The organism is Niallia sp. FSL R7-0271, assembly GCF_038005785.1.
Classification (GTDB): Bacteria; Bacillota; Bacilli; order Bacillales; family Cytobacillaceae; genus Niallia.
On sequence record NZ_JBBOTZ010000001.1, the window covers coordinates 753,995 to 767,959 of the forward strand.

20 protein-coding genes and 1 pseudogene are annotated in these 13,965 nt (G+C 33.7%); 19 read left to right on the plus strand and 2 right to left on the minus strand.

The window, feature by feature from the left end; all coding sequences use genetic code 11:
* Nucleotides 1-5: 5 nt before the first annotated feature.
* The 13 genes and pseudogenes from MKX82_RS03890 to MKX82_RS03950 all read left to right on the plus strand — a co-directional run bounded on the left by MKX82_RS03890 (nucleotide 6) and on the right by MKX82_RS03950 (nucleotide 6,551).
* A complete protein-coding gene (locus MKX82_RS03890; RefSeq protein ID WP_341075105.1) occupies nucleotides 6-182 on the plus strand; it encodes a hypothetical protein in 177 nt (58 codons plus the stop codon).
* Nucleotides 179-412 (plus strand): hypothetical protein, encoded by a 234-nt coding sequence (locus MKX82_RS03895; RefSeq protein ID WP_341075107.1) that lies wholly within the window; start codon nucleotides 179-181, stop codon nucleotides 410-412. The genes MKX82_RS03890 and MKX82_RS03895 overlap by 4 nt, the downstream gene beginning before the upstream one ends.
* Entirely contained in the window at nucleotides 396-593 is a 198-nt protein-coding gene (locus tag MKX82_RS03900) for a hypothetical protein (RefSeq protein ID WP_341075108.1), read from the plus strand. Before MKX82_RS03895 ends, MKX82_RS03900 begins: the two co-directional genes overlap by 17 nt.
* A complete protein-coding gene (locus MKX82_RS03905) occupies nucleotides 594-1,307 on the plus strand; it encodes an AAA family ATPase (RefSeq protein ID WP_341075110.1) in 714 nt (237 codons plus the stop codon). It abuts the gene before it with no gap.
* Nucleotides 1,294-1,770: a DUF669 domain-containing protein gene (locus MKX82_RS03910; RefSeq protein WP_341075112.1), complete on the plus strand. Its 477-nt coding sequence runs from the start codon at nucleotides 1,294-1,296 to the stop codon at nucleotides 1,768-1,770. Before MKX82_RS03905 ends, MKX82_RS03910 begins: the two co-directional genes overlap by 14 nt.
* Nucleotides 1,771-1,844: 74 nt before the next feature.
* Nucleotides 1,845-2,024 (plus strand): hypothetical protein, encoded by a 180-nt coding sequence (locus tag MKX82_RS03915; RefSeq protein ID WP_341075114.1) that lies wholly within the window; start codon nucleotides 1,845-1,847, stop codon nucleotides 2,022-2,024.
* Between the two features lie 33 nt (nucleotides 2,025-2,057).
* Nucleotides 2,058-4,412: a phage/plasmid primase, P4 family gene (locus MKX82_RS03920; protein WP_341075117.1), complete on the plus strand. Its 2,355-nt coding sequence runs from the start codon at nucleotides 2,058-2,060 to the stop codon at nucleotides 4,410-4,412.
* A gap of 264 nt (nucleotides 4,413-4,676) precedes the next feature.
* Entirely contained in the window at nucleotides 4,677-5,132 is a 456-nt protein-coding gene (locus MKX82_RS03925; RefSeq protein ID WP_341075118.1) for a hypothetical protein, read from the plus strand.
* Nucleotides 5,107-5,277, plus strand: coding sequence for a YozD family protein (locus tag MKX82_RS03930; protein ID WP_341075120.1), 171 nt, complete (start codon nucleotides 5,107-5,109; stop codon nucleotides 5,275-5,277). Before MKX82_RS03925 ends, MKX82_RS03930 begins: the two co-directional genes overlap by 26 nt.
* Nucleotides 5,274-5,811, plus strand: a pseudogene (locus MKX82_RS03935) (ERCC4 domain-containing protein). Before MKX82_RS03930 ends, MKX82_RS03935 begins: the two are co-directional and overlap by 4 nt.
* A 23-nt stretch (nucleotides 5,812-5,834) precedes the next feature.
* Entirely contained in the window at nucleotides 5,835-5,975 is a 141-nt protein-coding gene (fbpA, locus tag MKX82_RS03940) for a Fur-regulated basic protein FbpA (RefSeq protein ID WP_341075121.1), read from the plus strand.
* Entirely contained in the window at nucleotides 5,972-6,238 is a 267-nt protein-coding gene (locus MKX82_RS03945) for a hypothetical protein (RefSeq protein WP_341075123.1), read from the plus strand. Before fbpA ends, MKX82_RS03945 begins: the two co-directional genes overlap by 4 nt.
* A 37-nt stretch (nucleotides 6,239-6,275) precedes the next feature.
* Nucleotides 6,276-6,551 carry an organic solvent tolerance protein OstA gene (locus MKX82_RS03950; RefSeq protein WP_341075125.1) on the plus strand — a complete coding sequence of 92 codons (276 nt, stop codon included), beginning with the start codon at nucleotides 6,276-6,278 and terminating at the stop codon, nucleotides 6,549-6,551.
* Nucleotides 6,552-6,681: 130 nt separating this feature from the next.
* On the opposite strand, the gene MKX82_RS03955 is transcribed toward MKX82_RS03950, so the two are convergent.
* Nucleotides 6,682-7,209 carry a hypothetical protein gene (locus tag MKX82_RS03955; protein ID WP_341075126.1) on the minus strand — a complete coding sequence of 176 codons (528 nt, stop codon included), beginning with the start codon at nucleotides 7,207-7,209 and terminating at the stop codon, nucleotides 6,682-6,684.
* A 525-nt stretch (nucleotides 7,210-7,734) separates the two neighbouring features.
* Here MKX82_RS03955 and MKX82_RS03960 point away from each other — a divergent pair.
* The 5 genes from MKX82_RS03960 (at nucleotide 7,735) to MKX82_RS03980 (ending at nucleotide 13,038) form a co-directional block, all read left to right on the plus strand.
* Nucleotides 7,735-8,031, plus strand: coding sequence for an ArpU family phage packaging/lysis transcriptional regulator (locus MKX82_RS03960; RefSeq protein WP_341075130.1), 297 nt, complete (start codon nucleotides 7,735-7,737; stop codon nucleotides 8,029-8,031).
* Between the two features lie 1,272 nt (nucleotides 8,032-9,303).
* Nucleotides 9,304-10,206, plus strand: a complete 903-nt coding sequence (locus tag MKX82_RS03965) for a hypothetical protein (protein ID WP_341075132.1) — start codon at nucleotides 9,304-9,306, stop codon at nucleotides 10,204-10,206.
* A 168-nt stretch (nucleotides 10,207-10,374) separates the two neighbouring features.
* Nucleotides 10,375-11,205, plus strand: coding sequence for an ATP-dependent DNA ligase (locus MKX82_RS03970; protein WP_341075134.1), 831 nt, complete (start codon nucleotides 10,375-10,377; stop codon nucleotides 11,203-11,205).
* Between the two features lie 177 nt (nucleotides 11,206-11,382).
* Nucleotides 11,383-12,609 (plus strand): glycerophosphodiester phosphodiesterase family protein, encoded by a 1,227-nt coding sequence (locus MKX82_RS03975; protein ID WP_341075136.1) that lies wholly within the window; start codon nucleotides 11,383-11,385, stop codon nucleotides 12,607-12,609.
* 162 nt (nucleotides 12,610-12,771) lie between these two features.
* A complete protein-coding gene (locus MKX82_RS03980) occupies nucleotides 12,772-13,038 on the plus strand; it encodes a hypothetical protein (protein ID WP_341075139.1) in 267 nt (88 codons plus the stop codon).
* 156 nt (nucleotides 13,039-13,194) lie between these two features.
* Here the strand turns inward: MKX82_RS03980 and MKX82_RS03985 are convergent, their stop codons facing one another.
* A complete protein-coding gene (locus MKX82_RS03985; protein WP_341075140.1) occupies nucleotides 13,195-13,371 on the minus strand; it encodes a hypothetical protein in 177 nt (58 codons plus the stop codon).
* Nucleotides 13,372-13,516: 145 nt separating this feature from the next.
* On the opposite strand from MKX82_RS03985, the gene MKX82_RS03990 reads away from it, so the two are divergent.
* Nucleotides 13,517-13,939, plus strand: coding sequence for a hypothetical protein (locus tag MKX82_RS03990; RefSeq protein WP_341075142.1), 423 nt, complete (start codon nucleotides 13,517-13,519; stop codon nucleotides 13,937-13,939).
* The last annotated feature ends 26 nt before the right edge of the window (nucleotides 13,940-13,965 follow it).

The following is a 13,965-nucleotide window of genomic DNA, read 5'->3' on the forward strand; positions in this document are numbered from 1 at the left end:
GACAAATGCCTTATTTTGATGCCAAAGATAGAACCGTTTTTAGCCCTGTGAACGATAAGCTTGAGCCACTTTTCAAGTTTTTAGAACAACACCAACAATCATTAAGTGGCAGTAACTTTTATGAAGACCTTGTTGAAATATATGAGTACTTGGACAAAGTTATGCAGGAAACAAAGAAATGACAGTAATGTCTAATATCCAATACTTAATCTATAGCTATATCAATAAATGTTATGACGATTATGGATTCCTTCCACATGAGGATGACACTTATGAAAGATTTCAACGTCATTTTGACAATGGTGTTCCCTTTGAATTAGCTGTGGAAGAGATACAGAAATTCGCCAGAATACACGATTTAACAGATATTGAAATCCGTTGGGAAGGTGACTTATTTGAAGATAATCATTGAGGAACTTACAAAGTCTCAACGATATCACAAAAGACAAATGGAGGATAACCTTCAACAAATAAAAAACAAGGAAGAATCCATTGAAATATTAAAGGTTGCAAATGAAAAGCATGTAGCAGCAATTTCTGAGATTGATAATTATATAGGAAAACTGCAGGAGCACGGAAAGGATGGGAGGTAATTGCAAGTATCAAACGCTGCTGAAATAACAACGAATAATTCAACGTATTTGATTTACGGTAATCCAGGAATGCGTAAAACATCTACAGCGAATTATTTAGAAGGAAACACTCTTTATATACCAATAGACAAGACACAAGCTCCATTAGCAGGTAATTCAAATATTGATATTGTTCAATTTGATACCTATGAGGCATGGACTAATTGGAATCAGCTTATGAAGGATTTAGCCTCAGCTGACTTATCGAAATATGACAATCTGTTTTTCGATAATATTTCAGAATTAACAAGATCTATGCTTGCTAACTTAGGAAGAGACGGAAATAACAATCGTGTTCCTTGGCAGGCAAATTATCAACAAATTGATTTTTTTATTATCGACAGTGTGCGCTTTATTCAAACCTTAGGTAAACGTGTTGTATTTACAGCGTGGGAAACCACTGATAAGTGGGAATTACCAAGTGGCCAAGCTGTCAATCGTGCATATCCAGATATCCGAAGTAAGATTCTAAACAACTTTATGGGCTTATGCCAGGTAGTTGCCAAATCGGTTATCAACGAAGAAACAAAAAACTATGGGTTTATTTTAGAGCCTACACCTTACATCTTTGCAAAAAATCAATTGGATAAACGTAAGGCAAGTGCTCACGAAGATATTTTTAAAGTTGGTTCGTACCAGAAAAACAAGGGGGAAATAAATAATGTCATTCTTTAAATTTGATGAAACTAATGCAAGCACAGGATTTGAATTGGTAGCAGAAGGTAAGTATGAGGTTGTGGTTGTAAACGCAGTTGCTGGGGAAACAGGCGCAAAGAAACCGAAATTAACAGTAGATTTTGAGATTCGTAGTGATGTTCCTCAAAACCACCAAGGAGCAAAAATCCTGTATAACACATTTACTTTTGAACATGAAGTTGCAGTGAGAATTGTCAGCTCGTTCATCAAAGCGTGTGGGTTCGCGAATAATCATGAGTTTAAATCAGCTGAAGATATGGCGAATCAGGTTATCAATAAAAGTTTGAATATCACAGTAAGACATGAAGAATATGAGAAAACTGTTGATGGGGAAAAACAAAAACGCACTGCTGCTAAAGCAAAATATTATAACCCATCTGAGGTAAAACCAGTTATGGAAGCTGGCGGATTTACTATTGGTGATGACGATCTGCCATTCTAATAAAACTAAATAGAGAAGTTGGTATTGTACTAGCTTCTCTTTTTTATACCCAAATACAAAGGAGGCTGAGCAAAATGAACAACATATATAAGCCTATAGTCCCTAAATGGGTTGGTGAAATCCTTGAAAGAGAAAAAAATCAAGATGTGTTTGCTTCACATGGAAGAACAAAAGAGTGGGATGATTGGAAATACAGATATTCAAGAAAGTTGAAATATGCAAGGCTGAACGGTTGGATTGCAGAAGAAAAATAACAGTGAAATGAACTAATAAAATCGGAGGGCGCAATGAAAGAAAATCCATACAATTTTAACGAAATCCCTGCCGAACTAAAAGCCCTGCCTCAATGGATTTTATGGAAATCGGAGTTAAGAAATAACAAGCCAACAAAGGTTCCTTATCAAGTAGATGGAGAAATGGCTCAGGCAAATAACCGCCGAACATGGAGCACCTTTGCAACTGCCGTAAAGTTTTATCTAGAAGGAAATTATGACGGAATCGGATTTGTATTTAGCGGCCAGGATAACTATATCGGGATTGATATTGATAAGTGCGTTGTGGATGGAAAGCCGAATACCTTCGCATCTGAGATTATTGATACTTTGGATAGTTACACAGAATTTTCTCCATCAGGCAAAGGAATTCACATCATTATTAAAGGGAACCTTCCACAATCTGTTTTAGGTACTGGAAGGAAAAATACCAAACATGGTTTGGAAATTTACTCATATGGCCGTTACTTTAGCTTCACAGGTAATCGCGAAAATTCTAATGAGGTTTATGAACGTACAGATGAGATTGCAGAAGTCTTTGAACAATATTTTGATGATAGCGACATTCAAGGAAGAGTAAACCTAGCTGAATTTGAAAAGGATGAAATCAAAATTTCAAATGAGGCTTTATGGGAAAGGATGTTCCGAAGTAAAAACGGTGATGAGATCCGTTCCTTATACAATGGCAACTTGATTAATGGTGATCACTCATCAAGTGATTTAGCTTTATGTAATCACTTAGCTTTCTGGACTGGGAAATCCTCAACTCGAATGGATACGATGTTCAGAGAAACTGGTCTTATGCGTGACAAGTGGGATGTTATCCATTTTAGAGAAACAAATGAGACATATGGTGAAAGAACTATTGGTACTGCTATTTCTTCTACTGCTACAACCATATTAGATAACAAAGAGCAGTTTAATGAATTTTCCTTTGAGTTTAGTACTGGTGCTGCAGAAGAAAGTATTGAGGAAAAACCGAAAAAGAAATTCCGTTTAACAGAGCTTGGGAATGCAGAGCGTATTGCCTATGAATATGGTCATGTTATCAAATATGTTTCAGATATGGGCTGGCTGATATGGGACGGCAAACGGTGGAAGCTAGATACAAAAAAAGAAATTGAGCGTATCACAGCTAAGGTGTTGCGGAGTCTTTACCAGTCAGAAGATGAGGCTGAAACCAAGTGGGCGCGCATCTGTGAGCGTAGAAACATCCGTATGAACAGTATCAAGGACTTAATGCCGTTGGTACCAGGAGAACGTGAAGACTTTGATAGACATAAGTATTTATTCAATGTTGAGAATGGGATTATTGATTTACAAACAGGAAAGTTACACCCGCATGATCGTGAACTTGCTTTAACAAAAATCACTAATATTGCGTTTGAAGAAAATGCCAAGTGTCCTGAATGGATTAGCTTCTTAGACCAAATATTCCAAGGTGATAAAGAGTTAATTGAGTACATGCAAAGACTAATCGGCTACTCACTAACTGGAGAAATCACAGAGCAAATCATGGTCTTCCTTATCGGTGGTGGCTCAAATGGTAAATCAACTTTTATAAATACCATCAAGGACCTCATGGGTGAGTATGGGAAACAAGCAAAGTCAGATACTTTCATCAAGAAGAAGGAAACAGGAGCGAATAATGATATTGCCAGATTGGTAGGTTCACGCTTTGTATCAGCGATTGAAAGTGAAGATGGGGAACAGCTATCTGAAGCATTCGTTAAACAGATAACAGGTGGAGAGCCCGTATTAGCACGTTTCTTAAGACAAGAATTTTTTGAGTTTATTCCTGAGTTTAAAGTTTTCTTCACAACAAACCATAAACCGGTAATCAAAGGGGTTGATGAAGGGATATGGAGAAGGATTAGATTAATTCCTTTCAATCTTCAGCTGCCAAAAGAAAAGCGAGATAAGAAATTGCCAGAAAAAATAAGTTTGGAAATGCCCGGCATTTTGAACTGGGCCATAGAAGGTTGTAAGAAGTGGCAGCAGTCAGGATTAGAAGATCCAGCCAGCGTAATGAAGGCTACAGGTGATTATAAAGAAGAAATGGATATACTGGGGCCGTTTATGTTCGAATGTTGTTTTAAACAAATTAATACACAAATTGAAGCGAAAGAACTTTATGAAGTGTATTCCAACTGGTGTTTTAAAAATGGTGAACATCAATTAAAAAACCGCGCCTTTTATAGAATCCTAGAATCTCAGGGATATAAAAGAGAACGAGGTAATCGAAACAAGTATTTTATTCATGGTGTTACTTTAATAGAACGAAAAAATACTTTTACACAGCAAAAGTTACTGAATAATGATGAAAATAGCGAAAGTGTTACTAAAAATAACACATTTAAATTCTCTTAAAAACCTTATATACCAAGGGTTCACAATATTTCCACTTTCGTTTTTGTTATTTTTGTTAATAAAAATATATATAACAAAAAAATATAAATATATAAATATATATTAGGAGCGTTAATACCCAAATTGGGTAACAGAAAGTAACAATGTGGTTCAAATCGTTGGGGCCGTAAGGCTGAAAGGTGTTATTTTTTAGTAACACATACTAATTTTCGCGTGTTTTTAGTAACTCATTTAAGTATCACTTAATAACCTGAGGTGATCATTTTGCAAGTATTAAAGATATTGGGTGCTATTTGGAAATCAGGAGCAAACATTTATTTAGATAATACGGATAACCGTATTGCGATAAAACACCAAGATTTAATTCCAGCAGAAGTAATGCAAGCAGCTGAACAAAACTTTCAACAAATTGATGATTGGTTCAAGTCCTGGAAAAACGCCAGTAATGAAAAAGTCACACTTATGAAAATGGTTTATCAGATTTGTGGATGGCAGCATAATGAAAAATTAAACGACTGGCTTTGTACAGAAGTAGAATCATTGGACATGTTCAATGACTGGATGATCGTACTTGCTAACAACGGATGGAATGACATATATGACGATTACCGTCAGTTTGAAAATGAAGAATCGAATGAAATAGCACAAGAACTTTACAACCGTGCTGTTAAATATGCAAAGAAGGGGGGGGAACATGCTGGACAAGGAAATAATCGTTGATACCAAAGAAGTTGAAGATTATTTCTATAAAGAGCTAATCAAACGTGGTTTTATCCCTGAGAAAAAGGAAATCGAAGAAATTGCAGATATTGTTTTTGATTATTTACTCTCAATCGGTGTTCTCGAGGAGGAAGATGATGAATGATCTCCTATCATTACACAGATACGGAATTAAATAAAATACTAAAAACGCTCACGATTGTTATTGATACTCGTGAAAATGTAAATGGCCATATCTTGGAATACCTTCGCCAGAAGGAAATCCCAATTAAAATTCAAAAGCTGGATACTGGCGATTATGGCTGCATGATTCCGAAAAATGAAGAGTTGGGTATTACTCGAGATATCTTTTTAAACAGTCGTGTTGAGCGTAAGGCTCATATGGATGAAATCACAGGGAACTTACAAAAGGACACACAAACGGCTTTTGAAAATGAACTGATTCGTTCAAAGGAAATACCATTCACTCTAATTGTGGAAGACATACGGATATGAAAAAATGCTTAAAGGTGACTACCGCTCAAAGTATAACCCAAAAGCATTATTAGGAAGATTGAATACATTCAAAGCAAAATACAATTTCGAAATTGTTTATCTGGACCAGAAATTCAGTGGGAATTGGATATACCATCATTTTTATTATCAAGCCAAACATTATCTTAAGACAGGCATATTTTAATTTATGCCTAAAGGTGGACAAACATGACAAATGAGCAAAAAAAGGATGAGATTAAAAGTGAGCTAATCCAGTTGAATTATTTTAAAACTCCAGATGGCCGCCAGCTATATGAGCTGTCAGTTGAGGAGCTTGAAACCCTATTGAAGGAAGTGAAAAAAGGATGAGGGAGTTTTATGAAATTAAGCAGCAGCTGCGTGATCTTATAGACAATGGGCCAACTGATGAATCAGAAATGTTTCTAAGGAAGTTACATGATTTTATCGTGCAGCAGGATAAAACGATAAGGGAGACAAAGAGAAACAGTCGTTTCAAAAGATATATAGAAGTTGGGTTAGAAAACTTGGAGCTACATGATAAGGTACGGAAGCTTGAAGAAGAAAATAAAACATACAAACAAGCATATGAAGGATTAACAAAAGCATTTTAATTTTCTGAAAAATTTTAAATATAAAGGAGCTAACAAAATGGCAAAAGTACAACTTAATCAAAAGGAACAACATTATGCAGATACTCGTGAAGAAGCAGAAGAAATCGTTCTAACTGCAACGGAAAACGATAATCTTCAAATGCACAAAATTACTGAGAAATATAATAAGTTCGGACAGTACTTCCTAATTGATTTAACATACGCTTATCAAACTCCTAAAGAAGTCATGGAGAGCAAACCACAAAAAGATGATGCTCCAGAAGGGCAAATGAGCATAGATGACCATGAGGGCATTCCTTATTCTGTGGATTGACAAGGTACTGTTATTGTCTCAGATGAAGTTAATAATGGCTAAAACAAAGCAAAATGGCTCTCCTTTTCCGTTGGGAGGGGAGAGCCATTTTTCAATATAGAGGTGTTAAGAGGAATAATATGAGATTCTTTTAATTTGGTATGTTTAAATTGTTTCTTCCTTCAAATAAATAATATTGATCAAAACAAAGCTTAATACCTGCTAGAATTTGATCACACATATCCTTGTTGAAAATGCCTTTATTAAAGTGAGAAACACTATTTCTATATGCAAAAATTCCTTTTAAGTGACTAACTTCTCTCTTGCTTATTAAAAAAGGTTCTTTTTTTAATTGCGCTATATATTCACTAGCGGTTGAATTTTCATTAGTTTTAATATTTTCTTCAGAAACATGTTTTTCAATTGATAGATAGAGTAAGTGTTCAAGTACACTTCCTAAACCTGCAGCACAAACAAAAAACTTTTCATTTTCATAGGAGTTTAAACATTCATTTAATTCTAACGTGAATTGGTCATTTCCTATTGCTCTTGTCATTTCAGTAAAATTATACAAGTCTTTATGAATTTGTAGACTATTAAAATTAATACCTTCAAAAGCAGGTTGTAATTGTGATTTGAAATTATTTTGATATTCTCTTTGGAATAGATGTTTACCCATATCATGGACAACATTTCCTTCTGTGAATAGACCTAAATTCAGAATGTTATTAGATTCAATATGTATATACTTCTCCGTTAATAGTTCGGAAACGAAATGCTCTACATTTAGTTGGAGAGTCTCATAATTAAAATCAATATCAGAAAGATCGTGAACCTTAATAGATCCCTTTTCTTCTTCTGAGAGCGAAAAAAAGAAGATGCATTTAATTTTATTATCTCTTGTATAGTAGACAATATGAATATCTAGGGGTTTTGATACCCAAGAAAAATAATCATCTACATTGCTAGGTTTGTTTCCTAGATTATTAAAATAGGATAAATAATTATCATGGAGGTAACTATAAGCTTCTTCTTTATCTTGTTGAGTAATTGAATTAATTTTTCACTAGTCATATAGTATTGAAACGTACGAAATAATTGATCTTCGTTCATAATGTCATCCCTTTTAATAGTATATAAAATAAAAATACTTCTTAGTATTTATTAATACAATCAATTAAAGTATATCATGGGGGGAGTCGCTTTGAAACAATTGTCCTTTGTACTTCCTGAATGGGATAGAAAAGCAACACAAGAGGCTGTAGAAGCAGCCATTGAAAAATATCGGTTATGTTTGTTGACGATCCCAGAAGAAAAGCTGCCGCAGATAACTGCTAAATACACTTTAGAAATCCCTACATTCTCTAATCAATTTCATTCTTCAACAGAAGATATTGCTATTGAGCGTGTGGACGAAGAGCGTAGAAGAATCAAATATGTGGAGTTTTTTAGGAAGGCTATAAATCGTTTGTCTCCGAGAGAAAGAGAAGCATTAATGTGAAGAAGAACTGTACGATTATGAAGTATATAACCAGCTGGGTATGAGCGAGTCACATTATCATCAGAAGTTTAAACCGCGGATATTTTATAAATTAGTGTTAGCCTTAAAGCTTGAAGTATTTAAACCGAAGGAGTAAGGAAATAGCATACACTAAGGGAGAACAGGAAACAAGCTTAGTATTCGATAATGAAACAGGTGAACGGAGTGTATACTCAACAGCTATTTGGATATTTGAAAATATCAAATGGTAGAACGAAAAAAAGGTGCAGAGTAACCTGTATCTTTATTATTTGGTGAAATATAACAAAAAAACACGCAAAAAAAGATATCGATTTTTGCATTTTACAAAAACGGTATCTTTGGCAATGGAACACCCTTGAAAGTGTAAGAAACAAGTGCGTTCCTATAAGGTGATAGCAAATATTGAAGGAGAAATTTGCTATATGTTTAATGTTCCTAGGAATAATATTGTTATACATAAATAAAACCTTAAAAGATCCCGTCAGTGTATTATTTACGGGCTTTTAAGGTTTTTGAGGCCAAGTTGACCTACAGACGATATTATTATCGGACAAAGTCCTACTATTTTAAATACCTTTTTAAAAAAAAACCTCCAAAGACCGGATGGCAGCCAGCTCTGGAGGTTTATATAAGGAAATAATATCATGGCAGATAAATTCCATATATAAGTTGGACAAATATTATATCGTCTGAAAACCTTGTTTATGTATTGGTAATTGGAACCAAATTCTGCCCTCCAAACCCAAATGAGATTTGGAGGTGCTTGAACTTAGAAACAACTACAAAACAGTAGCTATAAGGTTACTACTATATCCATTGATATACCTTACATTCATAATATCGACTGTGATAAGTAAGGATTGCCTGGTAAATGTTGAATATTTCAAAAAAAACATCTAGAAAGAAAACTCAGACTATATGGATTAGCCTTACACAGTAAAACGAACTGACTTTTTCAAAATAAAAAATTGATTAAAACGATTTAGAAACGAAACTATAACGATTCTAAAACGAATGTAAGATGAGCATTAGGTTTTTTATGTGTTAAATTTATATTATAGAAAATTATCAAAGAGAAGCGTTCCTGATTATCAAGTGCGCTTTTTTCATATAATTTTGAATTAGATTAAAATGAATTGACTCAAAACAAGAAGAATATTCTCCCAACTTTGCTCTTTTATTGTAAAGTAAAGTTTATAATAAGTATGTGCATCATTAAAATGATATTTATTTATAAGATGGGGGAAAGAAATGGAAAACTCAGAGAAGAAGGTTTTTATAATTACTCCAATTGGAGGGGCTAAAGACGACGTTAGAAGGGAAGCGGAAGGCGTAATTGATGCAGCAATAATACCAACTCTTGAACAAATGGGATTTTTAAGTGAAAATATTTCTGTAGCGCATAGAATATCCGAATCAGGATCAATAAATAAACAAATTATAACAAGAATACTTAACGATGACTTAGCGATAGTAAATCTCTCCAGGTTAAATCCTAATGTAATGTATGAATTAGCTGTAAGACATGCAGCTAGAAAACCCGTAGTTCAAATTTGTCTTGAAGGAACTAATTTACCATTTGACATAATTGATGAAAGGACTATTTTCTACACAAATGACATGAAAGGGACTTTGGAATTACAAGATGGTTTGATTAGGTATGTAGAAGAAGCGCTAAAGGATGAGGCTCCGGATAATCCTATTTATCGAGCTAGTGAATTAGACCAAGTAATAAAGAATTCATCAAATTCAAATATAAATGTTGATGAGTACATATTAGAAAGACTTGATAAAATTGAACGTTCAGTAAACCTAATAAATAAAGTAGATAATAATAGAATTAATAAAAATGATGTTGAACAAAAAGAAAGTGGTGTGAATATCGACATAGGAATAGTAGCTAAAGTAGATATTATTACTTCAGATATCCATAAAGAGCTTAAACACATTTTTAGGGATAATTTAAATATTATGTACGGTTACTCATTTAGTCCCCATAGTCAGCTTATTGCAGCTGGTTTGAAAAGGAAAGTTAGATTTAGATTTAGAACAGCCGATATAAGCTCATTAATTGTATTTAAAGAGGCGTTAGAAGTTTATGAATCGGAAAGTTTTGAAATAATAGAGATAGGAATAAAATTGGTTGACAGATAAATGACATTAATTAGAAAGTATGTTGACAGAGTTCTTATTTTTTATGTGTTATATTAAGATTAGATATAAATATCATAGAGAGCGTTCCTAAATATTAGGGCGCTTTTTTCATGTAATTACCACCTTAATTCGAACAGAAGTCATGATATCATTAATTGAGGTGTTTACATGTTTATTTCACCAATGTTATTGCATAAATCAGATCATCCGTTTGATGATGAAGATTATATAACCGAATTAAAATTAGATGGTATTCGTTTAATATTGTCTAAGATTGATAATAAAGTAAGGTTATATACAAGGCATAAAAATGAGGTAACAAGTAAGTTTCCTGAGTTACTGGATATTGATATACCTAACGGGACTATCTTGGATGGTGAATTAATCGTTCCTGGAGAAAACGGGAAACCTGATTTTGAAGCGATGATGGAAAGGTTCCAGTCTAATAAGTCACTTCACTTCATCCAGTATGGTGTATTTGATATTATTTACTTTAAGGGGAAAAAGGTAACAAACCTTACCTTGATTGAAAGGAAGGCATTGCTTAAATCCTTCTTGCCTCAGTCTGAAAATATTGTGTTAGTAAAATGGCTTCAGGGCAAAGGTGAAGCCTACTTTAATCTTGTGGAGCAACAAGGACTTGAAGGGATAGTCCTAAAACGTGCTAACTCTCAGTACCATATAAACAAAAGATCTTATGACTGGTTAAAGGTAATTAATTATCAATACACAGATGCCTACATTACTGGATTCAGAAAAAATGAATTTGGTCTCCTTTTAGGTGTTGAGGATAAAGGAAAAGTTAAGGCTGCAGGATTAATGGAGCTTATGTCAAAGAAAGAAAAATTTAAGTTTTTTAAACAGTATCAGGACTTAATTGTGGATGAAAATGATAAGTTTATTTTCTTAAATCCTCAAATAAAATGCCGAGTAAAATTCCGTAATTATACGAGGGAAGGGAAACTTAGAATACCATCCTTTGTTGAATATATTTCTTGAAAAAATAAAAAGTAGAATTTTTGACCCGTTATTGTATTGATAATGGTAATATAGTCATAGGGAACTAATAAAAAAGCGCGAAATGGATTCTCTTATAAATCTTTTTTCGGGCTTTTTTCCTGTGTGTAAATAGGTTCACATTCATACATAAGGAAAAGGGGATAGTAAAATTACATCATGAATATTGGAGTGGTAAAAATAAGCAAGAAAGTTTTAGTTATTGCTGTGATGGCAGCATTTTTAATAGCTTTAGGAACCTACACAAAGGGTGCTAATTCAGCTAGTTTAAATAAGATGAGAGTGACAAAAGATCAGTCGGCAATACATGCTACAAAGAGTGGGAAAACAATTGGCCACTTGCCAAAGGATTATATTATAGAAGTTACCAAAAAAGACGGGAATTGGTTTCAGGTAAAAAATGGAAAATCATATGCATGGATTTGGAATCAGTACACTTCCACTAAACTTGATGTTCCTGTTTTTTACAAGGCGAGTGTAACGAAAGATAAAGCTCCACTTCATATTAGTAATTCTGGTAAGGCTAAGATTACAACTCGTCTAAAGAAGGGGAAGATAATTGAAATCGTTGAAAAAAAGGGGAACTGGCTCCGAATAAAGACGAATTACGAAATGTCAGGATGGATTTATGCTTCTTACACAGCAATGGATAAGAATTCAAGAAAAGTCAGTGTCATTGCCCACCGCGGAGCATCCAGCCTATTCCCTGAGGAAACGTTCCTAGCAGCAGATGAAGCAATCAAGGTAAAGTCGGATTATATTGAATTTGATTTACAATTAACAAAAGATGGACATTTAGTAGCAATCCATGATAAGACAGTTAACAGGACTACCAATGGGACAGGCTATGTAAATGCCATGACACTTGAAGAAATTAAATCGGTTGATGCGGGCTACCGCTTTTATAAAAAAGTGACTGATTTGAAAATTAATACTCTAGAGGAGATATTCCAACGATATGGCAATAAAGTGAAGTATTACTTTGAAACAAAAAATACATCTGTAGGTCAGGAGAGAAAAGTATTGTCTGCAATGGCCTCCTATGGTATTAATGAATCTAATGTCATTCTAGAATCATTTAATCTCCAATCACTAACTAATATGAGAAAATTAAATGGGAAAATTAAGCTTGTCCAATTATTCCAAGTGAAAAAAGCCTCAGAGTTAGCTAAATTAGATATTCGAGAAATAGAGAAAATTGGTTATGGAATTGGAATAAACCATGAATATTTGAATGAGGATTTTATTTGGGGAGTGAAATCCAGAGGCCTTCAAGTTATCACTTATACAGCTGATAAACAGCCAGATATGAAAAGAGTTGTTAATATGGGGGTTGATGGGATTTTCACGGGTAACCCAGGACTGCTCAAATCAATCCTAAACTAAATGAATATAACCTAGGTTTTTAAGAGCATCCTTGCTTAGGATGCTTTTATTTTTTATAAGAAAAAGACCCTTAGAATGTTAAATACTTTTTTCTCAATAGTTCTCTATTTTTTTAAAAAAGGTTTTATGGTAACATTTAACAAACAGGAAAGGGGAACACTTATGAAAAAATACTTAAGTATTGCATCTTTCATCATCTTTTTTATAACGTTGGCTGGTGTTATAACATTTTATTCAGATTCAGGAAGTGTCAAGAGAGAGAGTGCTATCTTCTTCATTTGGATATTGCCCACCATTGGTCTTATATTAGGGATATTTGGAAAAAAAGGATTTTTTAAGATTGGTGGTCTAATAGGACATATACTTATTTTGACGTTTACAGCAGTTATTCCGTTTGTTGTAACTACGTTTTTTTGGAATACACCTTAAAACAAAAATACTTATACTTCAATTTATGGTAATAAAGTTTCTGTCATTATTTTAAGAATTTTTAAGGTTTTCCACTTTACTAAGGAGAACCAGTTGAGATATAGCATCCTTTTCAAGGGTGCTTTTTTTATGAAAATAAAAAAGACCCAACAAGGGTCAAATACTTTTCTTCATACCGCATTTACGGCATTCGCGGATATAAATGAAATCCTTAACGGAACTTTTAAACTGAGCATTACCGCAATTATCGCAGCGACCACTGTTAACATCAGGGTATTCCTTATAGTCATAAACAATAGTGGTATCATAACCGTTATATTTTTCTTCACTCATAGCTAATCACCTTCTAATTAGATTTAGCTTAATTATGATACCAGATAATTAGTAAGTGAGATAGGGCTTGTCAGTATTTGTCGATAAAGAAAGATTGTCCAATTATTTCCTTTCTCTGATAATTAAGGAGAAGGGAGATGATCAAATGAGCAATGATCTAAAAAGTTATTTAGAACAAAAACAAAAAAATAAACCAAAGACTGTTGATTTAACGCAGATTTGGGAAAATGCTCTGTCTGAATTATTAACTAACGTAAACACATGGTTAGATGAAGCATTAGCTGCAGGTTTGATAAAAGTCGAGAATGATCAGTTCTCCGATAGAATCCTGACTATAAAGACTAATGAGGATAATGATAAAAGAGTTTACTTTAACGTTACTCAGAAACTGTCCTCCAAACACTCTACAGGGATAATTGAAATGTATTTTGGAGAAAAACTTTACTTTATTATTTATAACCCTAATACTCAAAAATGGACATACAGACCAAAAGAAAAAGATGTTTTTGCACAAGACGATGAACTGAATGAAGAGGGGTTCATTAAGGTATTAAAAGATTTCCTATGATTTGTAATTGAAGCATCCATAAAGGG

What these genes read in the sequence shown, in the direction of transcription:
- MKX82_RS03950 (WP_341075125.1), top strand. Translation starts at nt 6,276, where the DNA reads ATGGCAAAAGTACAACTTAATCAAAAGGAACAACATTATGCAGATACT.
- fbpA (WP_341075121.1), top strand. Translation starts at nt 5,835, where the DNA reads ATGACAAATGAGCAAAAAAAGGATGAGATTAAAAGTGAGCTAATCCAG.
- MKX82_RS03930 (WP_341075120.1), top strand. Translation starts at nt 5,107, where the DNA reads ATGCTGGACAAGGAAATAATCGTTGATACCAAAGAAGTTGAAGATTAT.
- MKX82_RS03985 (WP_341075140.1), bottom strand. Translation starts at nt 13,371, where the DNA reads ATGAGTGAAGAAAAATATAACGGTTATGATACCACTATTGTTTATGAC.
- MKX82_RS03910 (WP_341075112.1), top strand. Translation starts at nt 1,294, where the DNA reads ATGTCATTCTTTAAATTTGATGAAACTAATGCAAGCACAGGATTTGAA.
- MKX82_RS03915 (WP_341075114.1), top strand. Translation starts at nt 1,845, where the DNA reads ATGAACAACATATATAAGCCTATAGTCCCTAAATGGGTTGGTGAAATC.
- MKX82_RS03895 (WP_341075107.1), top strand. Translation starts at nt 179, where the DNA reads ATGACAGTAATGTCTAATATCCAATACTTAATCTATAGCTATATCAAT.
- MKX82_RS03975 (WP_341075136.1), top strand. Translation starts at nt 11,383, where the DNA reads ATGAATATTGGAGTGGTAAAAATAAGCAAGAAAGTTTTAGTTATTGCT.
- MKX82_RS03955 (WP_341075126.1), bottom strand. Translation starts at nt 7,209, where the DNA reads ATGGGTAAACATCTATTCCAAAGAGAATATCAAAATAATTTCAAATCA.
- MKX82_RS03965 (WP_341075132.1), top strand. Translation starts at nt 9,304, where the DNA reads ATGGAAAACTCAGAGAAGAAGGTTTTTATAATTACTCCAATTGGAGGG.
- MKX82_RS03990 (WP_341075142.1), top strand. Translation starts at nt 13,517, where the DNA reads ATGAGCAATGATCTAAAAAGTTATTTAGAACAAAAACAAAAAAATAAA.
- MKX82_RS03920 (WP_341075117.1), top strand. Translation starts at nt 2,058, where the DNA reads ATGAAAGAAAATCCATACAATTTTAACGAAATCCCTGCCGAACTAAAA.
- MKX82_RS03970 (WP_341075134.1), top strand. Translation starts at nt 10,375, where the DNA reads ATGTTTATTTCACCAATGTTATTGCATAAATCAGATCATCCGTTTGAT.
- MKX82_RS03890 (WP_341075105.1), top strand. Translation starts at nt 6, where the DNA reads ATGCCTTATTTTGATGCCAAAGATAGAACCGTTTTTAGCCCTGTGAAC.
- MKX82_RS03945 (WP_341075123.1), top strand. Translation starts at nt 5,972, where the DNA reads ATGAGGGAGTTTTATGAAATTAAGCAGCAGCTGCGTGATCTTATAGAC.
- MKX82_RS03980 (WP_341075139.1), top strand. Translation starts at nt 12,772, where the DNA reads ATGAAAAAATACTTAAGTATTGCATCTTTCATCATCTTTTTTATAACG.